The organism is Rhodococcus sp. NPDC059969, from assembly GCF_042738325.1.
GTDB lineage: Bacteria > Actinomycetota > Actinomycetes > Mycobacteriales > Mycobacteriaceae > Rhodococcus_F.
The window spans coordinates 327,981-351,087 of record NZ_JBHWUF010000003.1; the positions used below are offsets into that span (position 1 = coordinate 327,981).

Consider the following 23,107-nt stretch of genomic DNA (forward strand, 5'->3'; position numbering starts at 1 on the left):
ACAGGCGCAATCCGATCAGTTCTTCACGACACTGCGAAGCTTGCGCACCTTGGCCGGAGCCTTGATTCGCCACGCATCTTCGAGCATCTCCGCCAATTGCACCTCGTCGATCAGTTCGAGGTGCACGAGGATGGAGCCGTGCCCGTGATAGTGATCTGTCGTGAAGAAAGGCGCCTCACCACTGGCGAGTAGCGCTTCCTTCTCGTCCAGACCGCACATCAAGACCAAAGCGCCCTCCGCTTCGGTGCGGAGTCGCGCAAAAGTCTTGCCTGCCACCTTGAGTGCCGGGGTGTTGTACGAGGTCGACTCCTCCACGGAGGGAAGAGCCGAACCCAGTACTACAACCTGTTCCCACGTAACCATGTAGGCACCATACGACTACCGATGCCCAGAAGTCATCCGATCAGGCCAGCGGCTTGCGCAAAGCGGCCATGAACATCGCGTCCGTGCCGTGCCGGTGCGGCCACAACTGAACCGAAGTCCCGTCTCCGACGTCCGGAACACCGGGCACCAATTCCTTGGTGTCGAGTTCCACGACGCCGTGACGCCTCACTGCGTCGGCGACGACTGCCAGCGTTTCCGACAGGTGCGGCGAACACGTCGAGTACAGCACCACTCCGCCGGGGCGTACCAGTTCGATTGCAGCGGCGAGCAATTCGCGCTGCAACTTCACGAGCGGCGCGACATCGGACGGCTGGCGACGCCAACGAGCTTCCGGGCGCCGGCGCAGGGCGCCCAAGCCGGTGCAGGGAGCGTCGACGAGGATGCGGTCGTATCCGGGTTCGAGTCCGGATTCGCGGCCGTCCGCCACGTGCACGTCCACGGGAAGCTCGCGAGTGGTCTTGCGGATCAGTTCGGCACGGTGTCCGACGGGCTCGACGGCGTCGAGCCGTCCGCCTTCGATACCGGCAAGAGCGCCGAGAAGCGCCGCCTTGCCTCCTGGACCTGCGCAGAGGTCGAGCCAGCGGCCGGCGTCGTCACCTTCGAGAGGAGCAATGCTGAGGGCGCGGGCAACCAGCTGACTGCCCTCGTCCTGCACGCCCGCCAAGCCTTGGCGAACCGCCTCGAGCTGTCCGGGGTCACCGCCGTCGAGATGGACGGCGTACGGCGAGTACGGCCCGATCTCGCCGCCGGTCACCAACGCGAGCTCCTCGGCGGAGATCTCACCGGGGCGGGCGACGAGGTGCACGGCGGGGCGGGCGTCGTCGGCGATCAGGACGTCTTCGAGCTCTCCGGCTGCGGCGCCGAGCGAATCCGAAAACACCTGCGCGATCCACAGCGGGTGAGCGTGCTCGAAGGCGAGTCGGCCGATCGGGTCCTTCGGGGCCAGCAACTCGACCCACTCGTCCTGGGTGCGTTCGGAGACACGACGCAGGACCGCGTTGACGAATCCTGCTCGGCCCTGACCGTTTTCGGCGCGAACGAGGTCGACCGAGGTGGCAACAGCGGCGTGTGGGGCAACGCGGGTCCGCAGCAGTTGATACGAGCCCAGACGGAGAACGTCGAGCAGGGTTCCGTCGATCTCCTCGATCGGTCGACCCGCTGCGTGCGCGATGACCGCGTCCAACAGACCCTGCGCGCGTGCGGCGCCGTACGCGAGTTCGGTTGCCAGCGCAGCGTCGCGCGCGTCGAGCTTGCGATCGCGAAGCAGTCCGGGCAGTACCAGGTTCGCGTAGGCGTCACGTTCACGAACCGCGCGCAGTACGTCGCGCGCAGCCAGGCGCGGCTGATCGAGCCCGGCGGTGGCCGGATCCGGGCGCTTGGCCTGCTTCGGCTTGGTGTTCTTTCCACCGGCCGCGTTCTTGGCTCCGGGACCCTGTGTCCGTCGTGCCGGTCGTCGTGATTCGGTCACTGTGCTCGTACCTCCGCGTCGAGTCGGGCACCGCGTGCCCAGTCCCCTGCCGACATCAATTTCTTGCCCGGGGGCTGAATCTGCCCGAGTCGTACCGCGGTGGTCGCGGTACCGATGTACAGACCATCCTTGCGTACCGAGATCTCACCGATTGCCAGGGTCTCGTCCGTGACGGTGACCGGCCCGACCTTGACCCGTAGGTCACCGATCATCGTCCACGCGCCGGGCGCGGGGGTGACGGCCCGGATGTGACGGTCGATGGTGCGCGCGGGCAATTCCCACTTCACACGGGCAGCGTCCACCGTCACCTTGGGGGCGTACGAGACGCCGTCGGCAGACTGTGGAACGGCGTTGACCTCGCCGGCTTCGAGCCCGTCGAGTACCGATTCGAGCAGAGCGGCGCCGTTTTCCGCCAGACGCCCGAGTAGGTCGCCTGCGGTGTCGGTGTCACGAATGCGCTCGGTCATCACTCCGTACACCGGGCCGGTATCCATGCCGGCTTCCAAACGAAACGCGCTGGCTCCGGTCACCTCGTCACCGGCACTGATCGCGGCCTGCACAGGCGCGGCACCGCGCCAGGCGGGGAGCAGGGAGAAATGCAGATTGACCCAACCGAATTTCGGGATGTCGAGTACGTTCTGCGGCAACAAGTTTCCGTAGGCGACGACGGGTGCGCAGTCCGGTTCGAGCCGTGCGAGTTCGGCCGCGAAGTCGGGATCGGACGCCTTGGTCGGGGTCAGCACCGGGATGTCGTGCTCGTCGGCGAGCAATCCGATCGGCGATCGGGTGACTTTTCGGCCTCGACCGGCAACGGCGTCCGGACGCGTGACGACAGCGACGACTTCGTGGTTGGCCGACTCGATCAGCCGACGCAAGGAGGGAACAGCGGGTTCCGGCGTCCCGGCGAACACGACGCGCATGTCAGCTCTCCCGTTTCGGTGGGCTCTTCGGACTCTGATCAGCCGATCGGCCTGTCGAACGCGGTGGACTGCAACTCACGAAAATGCTCCCGGATGTGTCGGTGGATGGAACTCTCAGTCTAAGGACTGCACGAGCTGCGACCTACCTCGCGCCACACCGAACCACTTTCTCGAGAATTTCTTTGATCAGAACCCTGCAGATTCACCGGTTGTCGGTATTGACTGTCTCTGTCGTCGCCACTCGGCGAAGGCTGATACGGGATACACCGATCACACGGAGGAACTTAGATGGCAGGCATCGACAGTAAGTTCGACAAGGCCTACGCAGGAAAGTCCGTCGAAGAATTGGCGGATGCCCCGGTCGCGGCACTCAACGGTGTAAGCGATTCGGATGCAGAGCATTTGAAGGCAGCGTTCAACATCAAGACCGTCCGCGATCTCGGAACCAACAAGTTCTTCCTCTGGGCACAGGCCACTGCCAAGCTCGCCGAGTAGAGATTCCGACCCACGTGAACTCGACGCTCACGAATTGGCGTCGATGACCACTTGCGGAATATCCGTGCCGAGCGGCACCGCGCTGCACGAAGCGTGCCGCTCGGCATCGGGGTCGAGGACCGTCCGGATGACGTCGATCACGTAGGGGTCGTACGGCATGCGGAAATGACCGGTCAGGTTGGACGGGCACAGTTCCTGGAGGACGATGTTCTCCGCACCGGCGTCGCGCAGGGCGATGTTCGAGGACGGCTGGATCATCTCGTCGACAGTCGACCCGATTGTCGTGTAGCGCACACCGGGCACGGTGTCGCCGCCGTCGTTGAGGGCGTTCAACGTATCGGAACCCTGCATCTGCTCGCGGACAGCTCGGGAGAAGACTTCTTCGACGAAGTCTTCTCCGCCGGGGATCGCGCGGACGATCGGAACCAACCCGAACATCACGCCGCCGTACGTCGGCGATGCCAACCCGACCCAATGGTCGACGTACTGGTTCCCGCCCATCTTGTTGACGTAGTACCGCGTCACCGTCGCGCCTTGGGAGTAACCGATCACGTCGACCTTGTCCGCGCCTGTCGCAGTCAGTACCTGATCGACGAAGGAGCCGAACGCGGCGGCACTACCGACGATGTCTCCGACGCCGTACGTCTCGTGTGCGACGTCCCCGTGTTCTTCTTTGATCGCACCGCCGTAGTTGAGGGCGAATACGCAGTAGCCGTCCTCGGCCAGTGCGGGTGACAGCGCCGCCCAATCCGCGTACGCCTCGGTGTCGGTCCCGTGGGCGAGCACAACCGGCCGGGGATGCGCTGCGGAGGGCGCACATCCGAAATCGTTCGACCCGGCTGGGGCAGATCCGGGATGCGCATGCGCGAATGCGGTGGCCACGGAACGGGACACCTGGCCCGGGCCGATGTCGAGGGGAACGTCCATCGCGTCGGCACTCGCGGACGGGAGCGCCGGTGCGGCAGCCGATATCGCGGGCGGTGCTCCGATCAGCAGCGCCACTGCTACCGAAAATGTCAGTCCCACAGACCGTTTGACGCCAGACATTGTTCCTGCTCCTGCTCTGATCCTACGAGGGAGCTGACCGTAACACCAGAAAGTTCAGGGCGCATACCCTACCGAACAGTAGGTATCTGACGTCTCAATTGCCGCCTTCACCGCCTTCGTCACCGGCAAGCACTCGGTAGAGCGACTTGCGCGCCTCGACAAGCACGTCGGCTGCGGCCTTGACCTGCGCGGGTGTGCCTACAGCAGCCACTTGACCGGCCGCGCCCATCAGCTGGCCGATCAGTTCTCGAAGGTCCTGCTCCGGCTCCCCTACGCTGAGACGAACGTCATCCCACGGCGCCCCGAGATCGGCGCGATGCTCCTCGACGTACGCGACCCCTTCTTCGGTCAGCTTCGCGGTCTTGCGACCGGCGACCTTGTCGATGATCACCAGACCTTCGTCCTCGAGCTGGGACAGGGCGGGATAGATGGAGCCCGGACTCGGCTTCCAGACGCCGCCGCTGCGCTCGACGATCTGTTGAATCAATTCGTAGCCGTGCATCGGTTCTTCGGCGATCAAGAGCAGAATCGCGGCGCGCACGTCTCCGCGACGACCGCGGCCACCACGTCCTCGCCCGCGACCGAACTGTGCGCCCGGACCGAAGCCGGGGCCGGGTCCGCCGTCCGGACCGAATCGCCCTCGTCGGTGGCCTCTGCGCGGCATGTCGCCGAAGCCCGGACGCTCGTGCGGTCGACCACGACGCCCGCCGTCGTGATCGCGGGAAGCGTCATCCGGCGCACCATCGTCCGTCGGCACCCACATCACAAAAGGCGACCGCTGCTCACGTTCGAAAGCGCCGAAAAAGCCTCGACGGCCGAACATCCCCTCGTTCGGGAAACTTGCATCCATCGTCAAACCTCCATCACTATCGTTGATAGTTCGACGATATATCGCCATACCGGGTTGCGCAAGATTCCCGGTACGCGAAAGGACCCACCTGCCAATGCGAGACTCAGCCGATGCGGCGCGGATCGATCTGAATGCGGACCGGACCCGAAGACTTCCGCGCACTGCGCGCGGCACGCGCATGTGCCAGAGCATCCGCAAGGCCGCGACCGTCCCTACGTGGGACGCGAACCAGCATTCGCTCCGGCGCGACACCACTCTCGTCCTCGCCGGAATACGGAAGCCGCTCCCCCGCAGGCAATTCCACCGGGCCGAGCAGCACAGCACTCGCCGGTAGCTCAGCCGACTCCACCAGCTCCGCGATCGCGGCGGATCCACCGTCGATCGCAGCCATGTGCACAGCCGGAGGAAAGCCGACCTCGTCTCGCTCCTCGAATTGAGACTGTGCGTGCCCCACCGGATCCCACCGGACCAATGCCTGCACCGTCGGGATACCCGAGTCCGCGACAACCACAACTTCCCCGCCTTCGGACAGCGGAATCACCATGGCAGCAGCCGACATCCAGCGTCTGAGCGTTTCCTCGGCGGCGCGAAGGTCCGGCCGACCGAGCAACGCCCAACCGTCGAGCAGAAGCGCGGCGCCGTAGCCGCCCGTCATCACCGGCTCCGCACCGACCGTCGAAACCACCAACGCGGGCCCGTGCGGCAGTTCCTTGACCACGTCACCACCCCCGGACAGTACGACTTTCACTCCGGGAAACGCGCGCCCGAGCTCTTCTGCAGTGCGGCCGGCGCCGACCACCACTGCGCGCAGTGCTTTCGCGCCGCACGCATGACAACGGTAGGCGGCATCGGCAACCCCGCACCAGCGGCACGCCGGCGTCCCGGCGCCGTCCGGACCAGCCGCAGCGGGAAGCGCCAGTGGGCCGTTGCACCGACGGCACCGTGCCGGGGCACGGCACTTTCCGCAGGCCAAGGTCGGTACGTACCCCCGGCGCGGTACCTGCACCAGGACTCCGTTGCCCTCGCCCAGGGCGCGCCGGGCAGCCGCGAATGCAATGGCGGGCAACCGAGCCGCTCTTGCTCCCGGATCGCGGGCCAAGGCTTGATCGCTGTCGGCCAGCGCCGTGATCTTGGGTGCGTGGGCCCGAACGACGTCCCGCGTGGCGACCAGATCGTGCGCCCACCCCGAATCGACGAGGACCTGGGCTTCTGCCGTTCGTGAGAACCCACCGATCACAACCGCACACCCGGCGACGTAGCCACGCAGGACGGCAACTTCACGGGCATGCGGATACGGCGACCGCGGCTCGGAGAGATTGTCATCTCCGTCGTCCCAGACGACAACCAGACCGGTCTCGGGGGTCGGCGCGAAAACAGCGCTCCGCGTGCCGACGACGATCCGGGCTGTCCCGCGCAGCGCAGCGAGCCACTTTCGGTATCGCATGGCCGGTCCCAGTCCCGCGGACAGACCCACCACTGCATCAGCTCCGGAGAGTTCGGTGCATGCGGCGACGACGCGGTCCAGGTCGCGTTGGTCGGGCACAACCAGAATCGCGGATTTCCTGCTTGCCGCTACAGCGCCGGCGAGTTCGGCCAGACGCAAGGGCCAGTTTTCGCCGGGCAACGCCTGCCAGACTGCGCGCGGACTTTTCGATTCGCGAATCGCGGTCAGGAATGCGTCACCGAATCTGTAGAGATGCCAACCATTTTCGATCGGTTCCGGAGCGGACGGCGGCTCGGCAGGCTCCCACACTTCGGCTTCGACCTTCGCGTGGCGCGGCGGTACCGCCAAGCGGAGAACATCGGCACGGGTTCCGGCGTAGCGTTCGGCCACGCGGTCGACTACCTGCGCGATTTCGGCCGTCAGGACCCGCTCGGACGAGATGACGCGTTCGAGCCAGCCGAACTTCCCCTGGTGGTCACTGGTTGCCTCGCGCGAGACGATGAAGCCGTCCACCAACCGACCAGCGAAGCGGATACGCACCCGGACTCCGGGCTGCGCATCCGCTTCGAGTTCACGAGGAACGAGGTAGTCGAATTCACGGTCGAGGTGAGCGAGCGGGAGCATCGGCAGCACCCGGGCGACCGGATCGACTTCTGCCGCTACTCTTTCCGCGCCCACCCGCGCCCCGTCTGTACGTCAGTGATCAGAGACCAGCTGCGCTACGCAGCTTGTCGGCACGATCGGTGCTCTCCCACGGAAGCTCGATATCGGTGCGACCGAAGTGACCGTACGCCGCCGTCTGCGCGTAGATCGGGCGCAGCAGGTCGAGGTCGCGAATGATCGCTCCCGGACGCAGGTCGAAGATCTCGGTGATCGCCTTCTGGATCCGTGCCGGATCGGTCTTCTCGGTGCCGAAGGTTTCGACGAAGAGTCCGACCGGAGCTGCCTTGCCGATGGCGTAGGCGACCTGCACCTCGATGCGATCGGCCAGACCTGCGGCAACCGCATTCTTGGCCACCCAGCGCATGGCGTAGGCAGCACTGCGGTCGACCTTTGACGGATCCTTGCCGGAGAACGCGCCGCCGCCGTGACGAGCCATTCCGCCGTACGTGTCGACGATGATCTTGCGACCGGTCAAACCGGCGTCACCCATCGGACCACCGAGGACGAACTTGCCCGTCGGGTTGACCAACAGACGAACGTCGGAGGTGTCCAGGTCGGTGAGGTTCACGTCGGTCAGCACCGAGTGGAGTACCTTCTCACGAAGGTCCGGCGTCAGCAGGTTGTCGAGATCAATGTCCGCTGCATGCTGGGTGGAGATGACCACGGTGTCGAGACGAACGGCCTTGTCGCCGTCGTACTCGATGGTGACCTGGGTCTTGCCGTCCGGGCGCAGGTACGGCAGCACGCCGGACTTGCGGACCTCGGTCAACCGGCGAGACAGACGATGTGCCAGCGCGATGGGCAGCGGCATCAGTTCCGGAGTGTCCGTGGTGGCGTAGCCGAACATCAGGCCCTGGTCGCCTGCACCCTGACGGTCGATCTCGTCGTCACTGATTCCGTCTACGCGAGCCTCGTGCGAGTGATCGACACCCTGCGCGATCTCGGGCGACTGGGCGCCGATCGCGACGTTCACGCCGCACGAGTTCCCGTCGAAACCCTTCGCGGAGCTGTCGTAGCCGATCTCGAGGACCGTGTCGCGCACGATCTTCGGGATATCCGCGTACGCAGTGGTGGTGACCTCGCCGGCTACGTGAACCTGGCCCGTGGTGACCAGCGTCTCGACGGCCACGCGAGCGCGCGGGTCCTGGGTGAGCAGCGCGTCGAGGATCGAGTCGCTGATCGCGTCACAGATCTTGTCCGGGTGCCCCTCGGTGACGGACTCGCTGGTGAATAGCCGACTGCCGGACTTGCTCACAGATCTCCCTCTCGACGACTGAGTTCTTGACTACAGCTTATTGAAGTATCCGAATCACCGTTCGGTGACCGTTTTGTCATGCTTTGTTAGCTGGGGGCTGAGCCGACGATAACGGTTGGACCGCCTGCGCAACACCCTTGTACTCACCCGATTATCGTGGGGTAACTCTCACCACCGGGCGCGTGTCGCTACTCGGGGAAGAGCTTGACCAGGGCGTCGAGTACTCGACTGGCCATCAAAGCCTTGGATCCGTGTTCGAGAGCGGACTCCGAGCCGTCGGAACCGAGCAGCCAACCGTCGTTGTGATCGACCTCGAATGCCTTGCCCTCGCCGACAGCATTGACGACGAGAAGGTCGCAGCCTTTGCGGGCAAGCTTGGAACGGGCGTAACTGAGGACGTCACCGTGAGCGTCACCGGTCTCTGCGGCGAATCCGACGATGACCGTTCGAGCATCCAGATCGCCGTCACGACGCGCTTCGACGAGGCCGGCAAGTATGTCGGCATTCCGAGTGAGGCTGATCGAGTCGGGTTCGTTTGCGCCCTTCTTGATCTTGCTGCCTTCGACGGTGGTGGGGCGGAAGTCCGCGACAGCCGCAGCCATGACGACTCCGTCGTGTCCGGGCGCGTGCTTCTCCACTGCCAGTCGGAGATCTTCGGCCGTCTTGATGTGCACGACGTCGACGGCAGCAGGGTCGGCGAGATCGGCCGTGTACCCGGCGATCAGTGTCACGTGCGCGCCGCGTTGCGCGGCAAGACGGGCGAGTGCGTAGCCCTGTTTGCCCGAGCTGCGATTACCGAGAAAGCGCACGGGATCGAGCGGCTCGCGAGTACCGCCGGCGGTGACCAGAATGCGGCGACCTTCCAGGTCGCGCGGCAACGCGTCCGAGCGCTCGAGGAGCAGCGATGCCAACCCGACGATCTCGTCGGGTTCGGGAAGTCGACCGGCTCCGGTGTCTTTACCGGTCAAACGCCCGGAGGCAGGTTCGATCACGTGGACGCCGCGCGAGCGCAGTGTCGCGACATTGGACACCGTTGCGGGGTGTTCCCACATCTCGGTGTGCATTGCGGGGGCGAAGACGACCGGACAGCGAGCGGTCAGCAAAGTGGCCGTCAACAGGTCGTCTGCGCGGCCCATGACGGCTCGCGCCATCAGATCAGCTGTAGCCGGCGCGATGACGACGAGGTCGGCTTCCTGCCCGAGACGGACATGCGGAACCTGCGGGACGTCGTTGAAGACGCCGGTGTGAACCGGGTTGCCGGAGAGTGCTTCGAACGTGGCGCGGCCGACGAACTCCAGAGCGGATTCGGTCGGAATCACGCGGACGTGATGACCACTCTCGGTGAAGCTGCGGATGATCGAGCACGCTTTGTACGCGGCGATACCCCCACCGACACCGACGACGATGCGCTTACGTATCGATGTGGGTGCGTCGGACACTCCCCCGACACCCGAACGAGGTTCGGGTGCGGCAGACGTGGTGCTCACTCGCCTTCGGTGTGCTCGAGGAGATCAGCGTGGATTTCACGCAACGCGATGGACAGCGGCTTTTCCTGCAGACCGGGCTCGACCAGGGGTCCGACGTATTCGAGGATGCCGTCACCGAGCTGGTTGTAGTAGTCGTTGATCTGGCGCGCACGCTTGGCCGAGTAGATGACCAGGGCGTACTTGGAAGAGGTGCGTTCGAGCAACTCGTCGATCGGCGGGTTGGTGATGCCGAGCGGGGTGTCGTAGGCAGGCAGAGCGCCCTGACCTGCTGCGGACGCGGCTGAAGTGCTGCTCACTCTTGTGTCTCCTGAATTAGATCTTCGTTGAAGAACTAGATTTATCGTTCCGGATATCTGAGAAACGGGCCGGAAATCGGTTTCCGAAGGTTGTGGAATCAGTTCCCGACCAACAAGGATACCAACTCATCGCAAGCACGGCTTACATCCTCGTTCACGATGACCGTGTCGAACTCGTCCTGTGCGGCCAATTCCACTCGAGCCGTCTCGAGTCGGCGCGCCACGACGTCTTCCGTTTCGGTGCCCCGTCCGGTCAGCCGTTGCACCAGAACGTCCCAACTCGGTGGTGCCATGAACACCAACAAAGCTTCGGGCATCGCCTTCCGGACAGCTCGTGCTCCGGCGAGATCGACCTCGACGAGAACGGGCTTTCCAGCTTCGAGTGCTTCTTCGATCGGAACTGCGGGAGTGCCTGAGCGCTGCAGGCCGCCGTGGATTTCCGCCCATTCGAGAAGTTCACCGGAGTCGATCATCCGTTGAAATTCTTCGCGGGAGGTAAATCGGTAGTCCTTGCCGTCCACTTCACCCGGGCGGGGATCGCGAGTGGTCGCCGAAACACTGAAGACAAGTTCGGGCAACCGAGTTCTCAGCTCGCGAACGACGCTGGACTTACCGACAGCCGAAGGGCCGGCCAGTACAACCAGCCGACCCCTCCGCACTGCGGTCTTGCTCTCTGACACTGTTGCGTCAGCAATCATCAGACACTGTTGCGTCAGCAATCACTTGTCGGCTCAGGCCTCGAAGTCGAACTTGGTGAGCAGAGCCTTGCGCTGCCGATCACCGAGGCCACGAAGGCGACGGGTCGGTGCAATCTCCAGCTCGGTCATGATCTCCTGAGCCTTGACCTTGCCCACCTTGGGCAGTGCCTCGAGCAGTGCCGAAACCTTCATCTTGCCCAAGATTTCGTTGTCTTCGGCGTCCTTGAGGACCTGCTTGAGGTCGGTGCCGCCACGCTTCAGGCGCTCCTTGAGCTCAGCCCTGGCCTTGCGGGCAGCAGCTGCCTTCTCCAAAGCAGCAGCGCGCTGCTCATCAGTCAACTGGGGAAGGGCCACGGTTCCTCCGTCTCGTCGTGTGCAAATTTTGTCTATTCCGCTGATAACCAGCAGCGATAGCGACCGTACTCACGCCTGGCGCGAATTGCTAACCCACCCCCCGCGGTCCGATGCGGATCGCGGTGGGTTATGCGCGACGAATCGATGTCACGGATCGTCGCCATTTTCGGTGAGATCGAGACGGATTCGGCGCAACATGAACGTGCATACAGTACCGAAATAGACTGTAACACAAAGTATTTCGACAATTGCGGCACGACGGCCCCGTGTATGTGTGCGAAATCGTTACCTGCCGGAATGAACGTGGTCGCTGACACATTCAAAATTTTCGAGCATTTTCGGCGCCTATGCGCGTGTCGCGGCCTGTTTTCAGGTCTGCAGCGACGATTTCGGATCGTCGGCGTCGACCGTCTCGGGTTCGGTGCGGCTCACGCCGGGGGCAGCCAGAGCGAGAACCACCGCGAGACTCGCCCAGAGCAATGAATTCTCCAGAACGAAGCCGAAGACCGGGACATCCATGTCCGCGCCGACGCGAGGAAGTCGAAACAGCACGACGGCAGCGGTGAGGGCGATCGCGATCCAAGACCACACGGGCACCGATCGAGTGTCCTCCCCCATGCCCGACTTGATCGGCACCAGGAGCACGCCCACCGCAGGCACCAACCACACGAAATGGTGGGTCCAGGCAATGGGCGTCACGATCGCCGCCAGCAGAGCCACCACCGTGAAACCGGCAAGGTCACCCCGCAGGCGCTGAGCACGCCGCGTTGCGACGATTCCGAGGACACCCAACACTGCACAGGCGAAGAGCCATGCTGGACCCACCAGGCCCTCGGGAAGTAGCCGCAAGGCCATCCCACGCACGGACTGGTTGCCGAACACGGACGGGTCACCGACCGCGACGCGCCCCGAGAGTGAGGCGATGTCACCGAAGTAGTCGATCGTCTGGCGCGGGAGAACGGCAAAGCCGAGCGCCGTGGCGCCCAGGAAGCCGGCGAGGCCGCCCGCAACTGCTTTCCAACGCCCGGTGATCACGTAGTAGCCGATGTAGACGAGTGGCACCAGTTTGACCGCCCCGGCGATCCCCACCAGCACACCTTCGGGAATCCACCGTGGCCGAGCCAGCACGTCGACCAGGCACAGGAGCGTCAGGAACAATCCGACCTGCCCGTACCCGAGGTGATCGGAGATCGGCGATGCCACCGTCCACAGGACCAGGAAACCCACGTAGACGACGACGGGCCGCCGACGTGTGAACGGGACTTCGCGATAGCTGAGCACGATGATCGCGGCCAGCATCAGGAGGCTGACGAAACTCCATCCCCACTGGACCGCACCCCAGGAACCCAAGGCGACCGGAACGGCGACGAGCGCAGCAAAAGGCGGATACGTGAACGGCAATCTCGCGTTGAACGACTCGTCGTACAGGTTCGAGCCGTCGAGGACGGCTTGGCCCGCCGTCCGGTACACGGCGAGATCGTCGCCGTGTACGCCGGTGACGGATTGGAACCCGGTGGCCAGCAGCGCACACGCCGCGATGAGAAGTCCGATCCGCCACCAACGATTCACCGACGGACGGTACCACCGGGTTCCACCGCTCGAACGAGCCTCGAGGTCACTCACGGATCAGTTCGCCAATGCGGCTTCGATCTCGTCCCGGTCACGCATTGCTGCCTCCCGAAGTGCCGATACCGAAGGGCCGTGCTGGAGCACTCCACGGGAAGTGTTCGGCAGCAGGAGTTCCGTCGATCCCGCGAAGATGTCTGCGAGATCCGCTGCCGTCGCGCCCTGCGCGCCGAGCCCCGGAGCGAGAATCGGGCCGCTGAAGTCGGACAGGTCAAGTCCGTGGTCCCGAGTGGCACCGACCACGAGTCCGACGGTGTCGCGGCCGTCTGCGTTCGCGTCGACCGCAGCGTTGACGATCGACTGAGCCACACTCACACCGTCGGCCGACGACTGTTGAAGTACGCCACCTTCGGGATTGGACGTTCGTGCCAGCACGAAGATCCCGCGTGCGTTCTGTCTTGCCAGTTCGAGTGTGGGAGCCAGCGCCCCGAACCCCAGGTACGGCGAGACGGTGACCGAGTCGGAGGTCAACGGCGAATCGCCCAACCAGGCTTGCGCGTACGCGTCCATGGTCGACCCGATGTCACCACGCTTGGCGTCCGCGACGACAAGCGTTCCCGCATCGCGAAGGACCGAAATGGTCCGCTCCAAGACGGCGAATCCGGCGCTGCCGTACGCCTCGAAAAACGCAACCTGAGGTTTGACGAGCCCCACCTCACCGGTGAACGCCTCGACGCAGATCTCGGCGAAAGTCTCGAGGCCTTCAGCCGTGCGTGGCAGTCCCCACGCGTCGAGAAGCGCGGGATGCGGGTCGATACCGACGCACAGCCGCCCCCGGTCCGCGATCGCGGACCGGAGACGATGCCCCCAACTGTGACTCACGACTGCTGTGCCGGCTGACGAAGACCTGCGTGCAGTTCCTGCAGCGAGTGAACTCCGATGTCGCCGCGGATGGCCGCTTCGATGCCCTGCACGGCCGCCGAGGCGCCCTGGACCGTCGTGATGCACGGGATGTTCGACGCGACTGCTGCGCTTCGGATCTCGTAGCCGTCGACGCGCGGGCCGTTGTTGCCGTACGGCGTGTTGATGACCATGGCGACTTCACCGCTGCGGATCTGGTCGACGATGGTCTCGGCGCCGGCGGGAACATCTTCACCCGACTGCTTGTAGACCTGCTTGCACTCGATACCGTTGCGCCGCAACACATCTGCGGTTCCCTCAGTAGCAAGGATGGTGAATCCGAGATCTGCCAGGCGCTTGACCGGGAAGATCAGCGAACGCTTGTCCTTGTTGGCGACCGAGACGAACACCGCGCCCGTGGTGGGCAACGATCCGTAGGCAGCGGTCTGCGACTTGGCAAAAGCCGTACCGAAGTCGAAGTCGATTCCCATGACCTCACCGGTGGACTTCATCTCCGGGCTGAGCAAGGTATCCACGCCGGTACCGTCGGCGCGGCGGAAGCGGTTGAACGGCAACACAGCTTCCTTGACCGCGATCGGTGCACCGGCCGGGGTGTTTCCACCGTCGCCGGTGGCCGGCAGGATGCCGCTTGCGCGCAGCTCGGCGATGGATTCGCCGAGCATGACGCGGGCACAAGCCTTGGCCAGCTGCACGGCCGTCGCCTTGGACACGAACGGAACCGTGCGGCTGGCGCGGGGGTTCGCTTCCAGCACGTAGAGGATGTCGTCCTTGAGGGCGTACTGGACGTTGAGCAGACCCTTGACGCCGATTCCCTTCGCGAGAGCCTCGGTGGAACGACGGACGTTTTCGAGATCCGCACGGCCCAGGGTGATGGGCGGGAGCGCACACGCCGAGTCGCCGGAGTGAATGCCGGCTTCCTCGATGTGCTCCATGACGCCGCCGAGATACACCTCGGTGCCGTCGCACAGAGCGTCGACGTCGATCTCGACTGCGTCTTCGAGGAAACGGTCGACCAGAACCGGGCGGTCGTCGGAGATCTCCGTGGCACGCGAGATGTAGTCGGCGAGGGAAGCCTCGTCGTACACGATCTCCATGCCGCGACCACCGAGCACGTACGACGGACGCACCAGCACCGGGTAGCCGATACCGGCTGCGATCTCGCGGGCGCCGTCGAACGTGGTGGCGGTACCGAACTTCGGTGCGGGCAGACCGGCTTCGGTCAGCACGCGACCGAATTCGCCGCGGTCCTCGGCCAGGTCGATGGCTGCGGGGCTGGTTCCCACGATGGGGACACCGGCAGCTTCGAGACGCTTCGCCAATCCGAGCGGGGTCTGGCCGCCGAGCTGAACGATGACGCCGGCAACGGTGCCCGACTGCGCCTCCGCGCGGTAGACCTCGAAGACGTCCTCGAACGTGAGCGGCTCGAAGTACAGGCGATCAGCGGTGTCGTAGTCCGTCGAGACGGTCTCGGGGTTGCAGTTGACCATGACGGTCTCGTACCCGGCTTCGGACAGCGTCTGCGCCGCGTGGACACACGAGTAGTCGAACTCGATGCCCTGACCGATGCGGTTGGGGCCGGATCCGAGGATCAGAACCTTGGGTCGTTCGGTCTGCGGAGCAACTTCGGACTCGGCGTTGGGGTCGAGCTCGTAGGTCGAGTAGTGGTACGGCGTCTTGGCCTCGAACTCTGCGGCGCAGGTGTCGACGGTCTTGTAGACGGGGCGCACGCCCAGCTGATCACGCAGAGCGCGAACGGCGTCCTCACCTGCGTGCGTGTCACCACCGAGTTCGGGGCGCAGAGCCGCGATCTGGCGGTCCGAGATGCCGTGGTACTTGGCCTGACGCAGGGAAGCCTCGTCGAAAGACTCTGCAGCGCGCAGCTTTTCACCGAGCTCGTGAATCTGCTGGAACTGGTCGAGGAACCACGGATCGATCTTGGTGGCGTCGAAGAGCTGCTCGACAGTTGCGCCGAGGGCGAATGCCTTCTCGATGCCGTACATGCGGCCGTCCTGCGGAACGCTCAGATCGGCGAGCAGTGCGTCCAGGCTCTCCGCCTCGACGTCGGCCCCGGTCCAATACCCCGCACGCTTGGTCTCGAGCGAGCGCATGACCTTGCCGAATGCCTCGGTGAAGTTGCGGCCGATGCTCATGGCCTCGCCCACCGACTTCATCGTGGTGGTCAGTGTTCCGTCGGCACCCGGGAACTTCTCGAAAGCGAACCGCGGAGCCTTGACGACGACGTAGTCGAGTGTCGGCTCGAAGCAGGCCGGGGTTTCCTTGGTGATGTCGTTGACGATCTCGTCGAGCGTGTAGCCGATGGCCAGCTTGGCGGCCATCTTCGCGATCGGGTAGCCGGTCGCCTTGGACGCCAGAGCCGAAGAGCGGGACACGCGCGGGTTCATCTCGATGACAACCAGGCGGCCGTCGGCCGGGTCCATCGCGAACTGGATGTTGCAGCCGCCGGTGTCGACGCCCACCTCACGCAGGATGTCGATGGAGAGGTCGCGCATCGCCTGGTACTCGCGGTCGGTCAGCGTCATCGCCGGAGCGACCGTGACGCTGTCGCCGGTGTGGACACCGACGGGGTCGACGTTCTCGATGGAGCAGACGATCACGACGTTGTCGCGACTGTCACGCATGAGTTCGAGTTCGTATTCCTTCCAACCGAGGATGGATTCCTCGATCAGGACGTTCGCTGTCGGCGAAGCAGCCAGACCGCCACCGGCGATCCGGTTGAGATCGTCGACGTCGTACGCCATGCCGGAACCGAGGCCACCCATGGTGAAGGACGGGCGCACGACAACCGGGTAACCGAGTTCGGCAACCGTGGCGTGTACTTCGTCCATCGTGTAGCAGACGGCCGACTTGGCGGATTCGCCGCCGACCTTGGCAACGATGTCCTTGAACTTCTGGCGATCCTCGCCGCGCTGGATGGCGTCGAAATCGGCGCCGATGAGTTCGACGTCGTACTTCTCGAGGATTCCCTGCTCGTGCAGCGCCACTGCGGCGTTGAGAGCAGTCTGACCACCGAGCGTCGCGAGGACGGCGTCGATCTTGTTGCCCTGCAAGGCTTCCTTGGCGATGACCTTCTCGAGGAACTCGGCCGTGATCGGCTCGACGTACGTGGCGTCGGCGAACTCGGGGTCCGTCATGATGGTGGCGGGGTTGGAGTTGACCAGGCTGACGCGCAGGCCCTCCTCCTGGAGGACGCGGCAGGCCTGGGTGCCCGAGTAGTCGAACTCGCAGGCCTGACCGATGACGATCGGACCGGAGCCGATTACCAGGATGTGCTTGAGATCTGTACGGCGTGGCATTAGTTCTTGACTCCGGTTTCTTTCCGTGCGGAGAGCAGGCTGGTGAAGCGGTCGAAGAGATACGCAGCGTCGTGCGGTCCGGCTGCGGCTTCCGGGTGGTACTGCACCGAGAAGGCAGAATCGTCCAGCAGGCGAACACCTTCGACGGCTCCGTCGTTTGCGCAGGTGTGGCTGACCACGGCGCGACCGAACGGTGTGTCGAATTCCTGACCGGCTTCGCCTTCGAGCGCGAAGCCGTGGTTCTGCGCGGTGATCGCGATGCGACCCGTCTGATGCTCGATCACCGGGATGTTGATGCCGCGGTGGCCGAACTTCATCTTGTACGTGCTCAGGCCGAGGGCGCGGCCCAGGATCTGGTTGCCGAAGCAGATACCGAACAGCGGCAAGCCCTGCCCGATGACCTCTTTGGTGAGGTGGACGGCGCCATCGGCAGTGGCCGGGTCGCCGGGACCGTTGGAGAGGAACACTCCGTCTGCCTTCAGGTCGAGAATCTGCTCGAGGCTCGCGTTCGACGGCAGCACGTGCACGCGGATGCCACGCTCGGCGAACATGCGCGGGGTGTTGGTCTTGATACCGAGGTCGATGGCGGCAACGGTGTACAGCGCCTCCCCGCCCTTCGGCTCGACGACGTAGCCGCTGGTGGTGCTGACCTCACCGGCAAGATCGGCGCCGAGCATGGTCGGCTGATCCTGAACCCGTCGGACCAGTTCGTCATCGGCGGCGATTGCCTCACCCGAGAAGACACCGGCCTTCATCGAGCCGCGGGTGCGCAGATGGCGAACGAGGGCGCGGGTGTCGATACCGGCGATTCCGACAATTCCCTGCTCTTCGAGCTTGGCCTGCAGCGAGCCCGTTGCACGCCAGCTCGAAGTAACCCGAGAAGGATCGCGGACCACGTAGCCGGCGACCCAGATCTTGGCGCCGGCACGCTCGCCGGTCGGTCCGACTGACTCGTCGTCTTCGTCGTTCCAGCCGGTGTTGCCGATCTGCGGCGCGGTGGAGACCACGATCTGGCGGTGGTAACTGGGATCGGTGAGCGTTTCCTGGTAGCCGGTCATGCCGGTGCTGAACACCGCTTCGCCCAGGGTCTGTCCAACCGCACCGAAGGTGGTTCCGCGGAACACCCGTCCGTCTTCGAGGACCAGTACTGCGGGGCTGTTGTCAAAGCCGCTCATGCGTTCTTTCCGTTCTGCTCGATGTCGCCAGAGCTTGCGTCTTCATTGTCATTCGTCTTGTTCGAAGCGGTCTTGTTCGAAGCAGTTACCGGCTTGACCCAGTCCGGATAAACCGTCTTGTCGTCACCGCGCACGCCCGTGTCGATCTCGCTTCCACTCGGCAATTCCCAGCGAATCACCAGGACGCCGTCCTTGCTCATGACCTTGCCGGCAAGACCGTTCTCCGTGCGGATCGCGCGGATCGACTTCTCCGGGATCCAGATCGCCGACGCACCGTCACGCTCGACGAGAATTCCGCCGCTGTAGCGGCTGATCTCGCAGGTGGCGCGGAAACCGAGGTCGCCGACGGCGATGCGGTCCTGCCAGCTGGGCGCAATGGTGCTGCCGACGTACAGGCCGGTGGTCGGCAGGACGAGCAGTTCACCCAGGGTTGCCGGTACCGTCGGCAACTCGCCGATCTTGTCTTTCTGGCGTCGAGCGCGTCCACGCCAGCCGACGTACATCAGGCCGATCATCGCGACCCAGAAGATCGCCAGACCGATGATCCACAGTGCTCTGTCCATGACGCGCTACTCCTCGCTACTTCGCAGCCGCACATTCCCGTCGTGTGCGGTGATGCGGCCACGTAACAGTGTGGTCGTGACCCGAGCGGGCAATGTCATCGACTCGTACGGAGTGTTATGCGCGACACTCGCCAGGTCGGGACCGTGGACCGTCCACTCGGCCGAAGGATCGACCAATGTCAGGTTCGCGGGCTCCCCCACCTCGATGGGACGGCCCTGATCGTCGAGGCCGACGATTGCCGCGGGGCGCTCGCTCATAACCCGGGCAACGCCGCGCCAGTCCAGCAGGCCAGGCTGAACCATCGTCTCGACGATGATCGAGAGCGATGTCTCGAGGCCGAGCATTCCGGGGCGAGCAGCTGCGAATTCGCAGCACTTGTCCTGCTCGGCGTGCGGAGCATGGTCGGTCGCGACGCAGTCGATGATGCCCTCGGCCAGTCCCTTGCGCAGGGCAGCAACATCGCTGGCCTCACGCAAAGGAGGGTTGACCTTGTTGATCGCGTCGTACGTCTCGAGACGTGAATCGTCGAGGAGCAGGTGATGCGGCGTGACCTCGGCGGTGATCGAAATCCCTTGGCTGCGAGCCCACTTCACGAGTTCGACGGTTCCGGCGGTGGATGCGTGGCAGATGTGAACGCGGGCACCGGCGTCACGCGCGAGCAGTGCGTCGCGTGCGACGATCGATTCTTCGGCTGCTCGCGGCCACCCGGCCAGGCCGAGACGTGCAGCGGTGGGACCCTCGTGCGCAACCGCACCGACCGTCAGGCGCGGCTCTTCGGCGTGCTGCGCGATCAGAACGCCCAGCGAGCTGGAGTATTCGAGCGCGCGACGCATGATCAGTGGGTCGTAGACGCAGTGACCGTCGTCGGAGAACATCTTGACCTTGCCGACGCCGGCCGCCATGGTCGCCATCTCGGCGAGTTGCTTGCCTTCGAGGCCCGCTGTGACTGCGCCGACGGGGTGGACGTCGACGAGGCCGACTTCCTGCCCACGTCGCCACACATGATCGGTGATGACCACCGAATCGGCGACAGGACTCGTGTTGGCCATCGCGAAGACCGCGGTGTATCCACCCAGAGCGGCTGCCGAGCTGCCGGTTTCGATGGTCTCGGTATCCTCGCGACCGGGCTCACGCAGATGTGTGTGCAGGTCCACGAAGCCGGGAAGCAGGATCTGCCCGCCGGCGTCGATCACCTCGGACGCCGTGGCCGGATCGAGGTTCACGCCGATCTCGAGGATGGTGCCCTCGCCGACGAGTACGTCGGTGGGCTCCCCTTCTCCGTAGATCAGGACTCCGCGGAGCAGGACACTCACGGGTGATTCTCCGTTCTCGTTTCTCGTCACAGCGCACCGTCCTCTGAACCGACCAGAAGTCGGAACAAGACAGCCATGCGCATGTGCACACCGTTGGTAACCTGTTGCAGTACAGCAGTTTTCGAGGAATCGGCGACGGCGGATGCGATCTCCATGCCGCGCAGCATCGGTCCGGGGTGCAAGACCACCGCATGATCGGCCAGCATCGCCAGTCGCTTCTCGGACAGGCCGTAGTTGATCGAGTACTCGCGCTGCGACGGGAAAAAGCCGCCGTTCATGCGCTCGGCTTGAACACGGAGCATCAGCACCGCGTCGAGGCCGGGTAGTTCGGCGTCGAGTGAATGCGAGACCGTGACCGGCCACGTGTGCGCCCCGACCGGCAGCAGCGTCGGAGGGGCAACAAGTACGACCTCGGCGCCGAGCATCGAGAGCAGCAGCGCATTGGAGCGCGCCACACGACTGTGCAGAATGTCGCCGACGATGGCGATCCGCTTGCCCTCGATGTCGCCGAGACGCTGGCGGAGGGTCAGAGCGTCGAGAAGCGCCTGGGTGGGATGCTCATGGGTGCCGTCACCCGCGTTGATGACTGCCGGGCCACCGTCGTCGGCCGCTCCGGTCCACTTGGCGATCTGATGGGCGGCGCCCGACGCCGGGTGGCGCACGATGAGTGCGTCGGCACCGGCCGCGCGCAAGGTCATCGCCGTATCGCGCAGGGATTCACCCTTGGACACCGAGGAACTGGACGCGCTGACGTTGATGACGTCGGCACTCATCCACTTGCCCGCCACCTCGAAAGACACCCGGGTGCGCGTCGAGTTCTCGAAGAACACCGTCATGACCGTGCGTCCGCGCAGCGTCGGGAGTTTGCGTACCTCGCGTCCCAGAAGCGCCTGCTCGAACCGTTCTGCCTCGTCGAGAAGTTCTACCGCGGATTCACGATTGAGGTCCGCGATGGAAAGAAGGTGCTTCACGCGCTCTTACCTCCGGAGATGACTACCGCTTCCCTGCCGTCGTGCTCCTGGAGGAGAACCTTGACGTCCTCGGACCTCGCAGTCGGGACGTTCTTGCCGACGTAGTCGGCGCGCAGCGGCAGTTCACGGTGACCGCGATCGACCAACACGGCGAGTTGCACCGCACGGGGGCGGCCGAGATCACGCAACGCATCGAGGGCGGAGCGCACGGTGCGACCGGAGAAGAGGACGTCGTCCACGAGAACGACCAGCGCATTGTCTACGCCGCCTTCAGGGACGGACGTTCGCTCGAGCGGGCGGTGCGGCTTGTTCCGGAGATCATCCCGGTAGAGCGTGATGTCGAGAGATCCGATGGGAAGACGCACACCGGAGAATTCTTCGATCTTGGCCCGCAGTCGCGTGGCGAGAGTAGTGCCGCGCGTCGGGATACCGATCAGGACTACACGCGGGGCTGTTCCCTCTGGTCCGTCGAGTGCGGTTTTCTCGATGATCTCGTGAGCGATCCGCGCGATGGTCCTGCCCACATCCTGGGCGGACAACAATTCGCGGGTCTCGCTACTTGCCTCGGCACCGGCGGGCGCCTTCGCGTTATCTGGACCTGCAAGATCGGATGGGCGAGACCCTTCGGGCACGCTCATGCAGCGACCTCCTTCTCCGCCTCACTGGACGGATCGTTAAAGGATGTCTGACGGTCCCCACCCTATCAGCCGACAGACCTGATCCCGCCGTGCGAGCAGTCACTCGAACCGGTTGTGTGCAGACACACAACTCGCACTGTGACACCTGTGCGACTCGCACTGTGACACTCGCGCGACTCGCACGGCGGGTGGTGGAACAAAACTTGCTACTCGGTACCCGAATCCGATTCCTGCGCGCGCTGAGATGTCGCAGCTGCAGCCGATCGAACCTGCGGCGCAACGAGAACGACCTGCCCGAGGATTCCGTTGACGAATCCCGGAGAGTCGTCCGTCGAAAGCTGCTTCGCGAGTTCGACAGCCTCGTCCACAGCGACAACCGGCGGAACGTCCGTCGCGTGGAAGAGCTCCCACACGGCGATACGCAGAATCGCGCGGTCCACGGCAGGCAGACGCTCGAGCGTCCAATCCTGCAGATGCGAGGAGATGACCTGATCGATGCGATCCAGGTTCTCCGCAACTCCGGAGACCAACGTGACGGTGTAGGCCGCGACGGGCGCTACCGCATCGTCCTTGACGGCCAGGTCTGAACGCTCCGATGCGAGTGCGACCGGATCGAGGTCACGTGCTTCGGCTTCGAAGAGGAAGTCGACAGCACGCTTGCGCGCCTTGTGGCGTGCACCGAGTTTCTTATGTGTGCCGGACACTCAGGAATTCACACGCCCGAGGTAGTTGCCGTCACGGGAATCGACCTTGAGCTTGTCACCGGTGTTGATGAAGAGCGGGACGTTGATCTCGGCACCGGTCTCGAGGGTGGCAGGCTTGGTGCCGCCGGTGGAGCGGTCGCCCTGCAGGCCGGGATCGGTGTGCTTGACGACGAGCTCGACGGTGACCGGAAGCTCAACGAAGAGGGGGACGTCTTCGTGGGTAGCGACCTGGACTGCCATGTTCTCGAGCAGGAAACGCGACTGGTCGCCGACGGTGGCTTCGCTGATCGACACCTGGTCGTAGGTGTCGCCGTCCATGAAGATGTAGTCGCTGCCGTCGTGGTACAGGTAGGTCATGTCACGACGGTCGACCGTGGCGGTCTCGACCTTCACACCGGCGTTGAACGTCTTGTCCACTACCTTGCCCGAGAGCACGTTCTTGAGCTTGGTGCGCACGAAGGCAGGGCCCTTGCCGGGCTTGACGTGCTGGAACTCGATGATCGTCCACAGCTGGCCTTCGATCTGCAGAACCAGACCATTCTTGAAATCACTGGTGGAAGCCACTTGCTTCGCGTCTCCT

The 23,107-nt window shown here is 64.5% G+C and carries 22 protein-coding genes; 1 reads left to right on the top strand and 21 read right to left on the bottom strand.

The features are described from left to right. Nucleotides 1-15: 15 nt before the first annotated feature. The 3 genes from ACFWAD_RS13005 to fmt are packed head-to-tail and all read right to left on the bottom strand — an operon-like array spanning nucleotide 16 to nucleotide 2,772. Nucleotides 16-363, bottom strand: a complete 348-nt coding sequence (locus ACFWAD_RS13005; protein WP_283304635.1) for an MmcQ/YjbR family DNA-binding protein — start codon at nucleotides 361-363, stop codon at nucleotides 16-18. A gap of 40 nt (nucleotides 364-403) precedes the next feature. Continuing rightward, nucleotides 404-1,852 carry an RsmB/NOP family class I SAM-dependent RNA methyltransferase gene (locus ACFWAD_RS13010; protein WP_378544335.1) on the bottom strand — a complete coding sequence of 483 codons (1,449 nt, stop codon included), beginning with the start codon at nucleotides 1,850-1,852 and terminating at the stop codon, nucleotides 404-406. Then, nucleotides 1,849-2,772 (bottom strand): methionyl-tRNA formyltransferase, encoded by a 924-nt coding sequence (gene fmt / locus ACFWAD_RS13015; protein WP_378544338.1) that lies wholly within the window; start codon nucleotides 2,770-2,772, stop codon nucleotides 1,849-1,851. The genes ACFWAD_RS13010 and fmt overlap by 4 nt, the downstream gene beginning before the upstream one ends. 288 nt (nucleotides 2,773-3,060) lie before the next feature. Here fmt and ACFWAD_RS13020 point away from each other — a divergent pair, with 288 nt between their 5' ends. Further along, a complete protein-coding gene (locus ACFWAD_RS13020) occupies nucleotides 3,061-3,267 on the top strand; it encodes a hypothetical protein (RefSeq protein ID WP_003944900.1) in 207 nt (68 codons plus the stop codon). Nucleotides 3,268-3,294: 27 nt separating this feature from the next. Here the strand turns inward: ACFWAD_RS13020 and ACFWAD_RS13025 are convergent, their stop codons facing one another. The 18 genes from ACFWAD_RS13025 to efp all read right to left on the bottom strand — a co-directional run bounded on the left by ACFWAD_RS13025 (nucleotide 3,295) and on the right by efp (nucleotide 23,091). Beyond that, the gene (locus ACFWAD_RS13025; protein WP_378544341.1) at nucleotides 3,295-4,314 is read right to left on the bottom strand and encodes an esterase/lipase family protein; all 1,020 of its coding nucleotides are present in this window, start codon (nucleotides 4,312-4,314) and stop codon (nucleotides 3,295-3,297) included. 94 nt (nucleotides 4,315-4,408) lie between these two features. Further along, nucleotides 4,409-5,077, bottom strand: a complete 669-nt coding sequence (locus ACFWAD_RS13030; protein ID WP_378544618.1) for a PadR family transcriptional regulator — start codon at nucleotides 5,075-5,077, stop codon at nucleotides 4,409-4,411. Between the two features lie 190 nt (nucleotides 5,078-5,267). After that, nucleotides 5,268-7,286: a primosomal protein N' gene (locus ACFWAD_RS13035; protein ID WP_378544344.1), complete on the bottom strand. Its 2,019-nt coding sequence runs from the start codon at nucleotides 7,284-7,286 to the stop codon at nucleotides 5,268-5,270. A 25-nt stretch (nucleotides 7,287-7,311) separates the two neighbouring features. Next, nucleotides 7,312-8,526, bottom strand: coding sequence for a methionine adenosyltransferase (gene metK / locus ACFWAD_RS13040; RefSeq protein ID WP_230815546.1), 1,215 nt, complete (start codon nucleotides 8,524-8,526; stop codon nucleotides 7,312-7,314). A 188-nt stretch (nucleotides 8,527-8,714) separates the two neighbouring features. Continuing rightward, nucleotides 8,715-10,013: a bifunctional phosphopantothenoylcysteine decarboxylase/phosphopantothenate--cysteine ligase CoaBC gene (gene coaBC, locus ACFWAD_RS13045; protein ID WP_020969581.1), complete on the bottom strand. Its 1,299-nt coding sequence runs from the start codon at nucleotides 10,011-10,013 to the stop codon at nucleotides 8,715-8,717. Further along, nucleotides 10,010-10,309 carry a DNA-directed RNA polymerase subunit omega gene (rpoZ, locus tag ACFWAD_RS13050; protein ID WP_003944996.1) on the bottom strand — a complete coding sequence of 100 codons (300 nt, stop codon included), beginning with the start codon at nucleotides 10,307-10,309 and terminating at the stop codon, nucleotides 10,010-10,012. Before rpoZ ends, coaBC begins: the two co-directional genes overlap by 4 nt. A gap of 98 nt (nucleotides 10,310-10,407) precedes the next feature. Further along, complete coding sequence (gene gmk, locus ACFWAD_RS13055; RefSeq protein ID WP_230815545.1) at nucleotides 10,408-11,007, bottom strand: guanylate kinase; 600 nt, start codon at nucleotides 11,005-11,007, stop codon at nucleotides 10,408-10,410. 33 nt (nucleotides 11,008-11,040) lie between these two features. Next, nucleotides 11,041-11,361: an integration host factor, actinobacterial type gene (mihF, locus tag ACFWAD_RS13060; protein ID WP_003944825.1), complete on the bottom strand. Its 321-nt coding sequence runs from the start codon at nucleotides 11,359-11,361 to the stop codon at nucleotides 11,041-11,043. Between the two features lie 369 nt (nucleotides 11,362-11,730). Next, nucleotides 11,731-12,930, bottom strand: a complete 1,200-nt coding sequence (locus ACFWAD_RS13065) for a glycosyltransferase 87 family protein (RefSeq protein WP_378533156.1) — start codon at nucleotides 12,928-12,930, stop codon at nucleotides 11,731-11,733. Between the two features lie 57 nt (nucleotides 12,931-12,987). Further along, entirely contained in the window at nucleotides 12,988-13,809 is an 822-nt protein-coding gene (gene pyrF / locus ACFWAD_RS13070) for an orotidine-5'-phosphate decarboxylase (protein WP_378544347.1), read from the bottom strand. After that, nucleotides 13,806-17,162, bottom strand: a complete 3,357-nt coding sequence (gene carB / locus ACFWAD_RS13075; protein WP_378544351.1) for a carbamoyl-phosphate synthase large subunit — start codon at nucleotides 17,160-17,162, stop codon at nucleotides 13,806-13,808. Before carB ends, pyrF begins: the two co-directional genes overlap by 4 nt. Further along, the gene (gene carA, locus ACFWAD_RS13080) at nucleotides 17,162-18,337 is read right to left on the bottom strand and encodes a glutamine-hydrolyzing carbamoyl-phosphate synthase small subunit (protein ID WP_378544355.1); all 1,176 of its coding nucleotides are present in this window, start codon (nucleotides 18,335-18,337) and stop codon (nucleotides 17,162-17,164) included. Before carA ends, carB begins: the two co-directional genes overlap by 1 nt. Then, complete coding sequence (locus ACFWAD_RS13085; RefSeq protein WP_378544358.1) at nucleotides 18,334-18,900, bottom strand: transporter; 567 nt, start codon at nucleotides 18,898-18,900, stop codon at nucleotides 18,334-18,336. The genes carA and ACFWAD_RS13085 overlap by 4 nt, the downstream gene beginning before the upstream one ends. A gap of 6 nt (nucleotides 18,901-18,906) precedes the next feature. Beyond that, nucleotides 18,907-20,214 carry a dihydroorotase gene (locus ACFWAD_RS13090; protein ID WP_378544361.1) on the bottom strand — a complete coding sequence of 436 codons (1,308 nt, stop codon included), beginning with the start codon at nucleotides 20,212-20,214 and terminating at the stop codon, nucleotides 18,907-18,909. 26 nt (nucleotides 20,215-20,240) lie between these two features. Beyond that, nucleotides 20,241-21,185 (bottom strand): aspartate carbamoyltransferase catalytic subunit, encoded by a 945-nt coding sequence (locus ACFWAD_RS13095; RefSeq protein ID WP_230815538.1) that lies wholly within the window; start codon nucleotides 21,183-21,185, stop codon nucleotides 20,241-20,243. Beyond that, a complete protein-coding gene (gene pyrR, locus ACFWAD_RS13100) occupies nucleotides 21,182-21,823 on the bottom strand; it encodes a bifunctional pyr operon transcriptional regulator/uracil phosphoribosyltransferase PyrR (protein WP_230815537.1) in 642 nt (213 codons plus the stop codon). Before pyrR ends, ACFWAD_RS13095 begins: the two co-directional genes overlap by 4 nt. Nucleotides 21,824-22,029: 206 nt before the next feature. After that, nucleotides 22,030-22,527, bottom strand: coding sequence for a transcription antitermination factor NusB (gene nusB / locus ACFWAD_RS13105; RefSeq protein ID WP_214886555.1), 498 nt, complete (start codon nucleotides 22,525-22,527; stop codon nucleotides 22,030-22,032). Then, nucleotides 22,528-23,091, bottom strand: a complete 564-nt coding sequence (gene efp / locus ACFWAD_RS13110) for an elongation factor P (RefSeq protein WP_230815536.1) — start codon at nucleotides 23,089-23,091, stop codon at nucleotides 22,528-22,530. Nucleotides 23,092-23,107 lie beyond the last annotated feature (16 nt).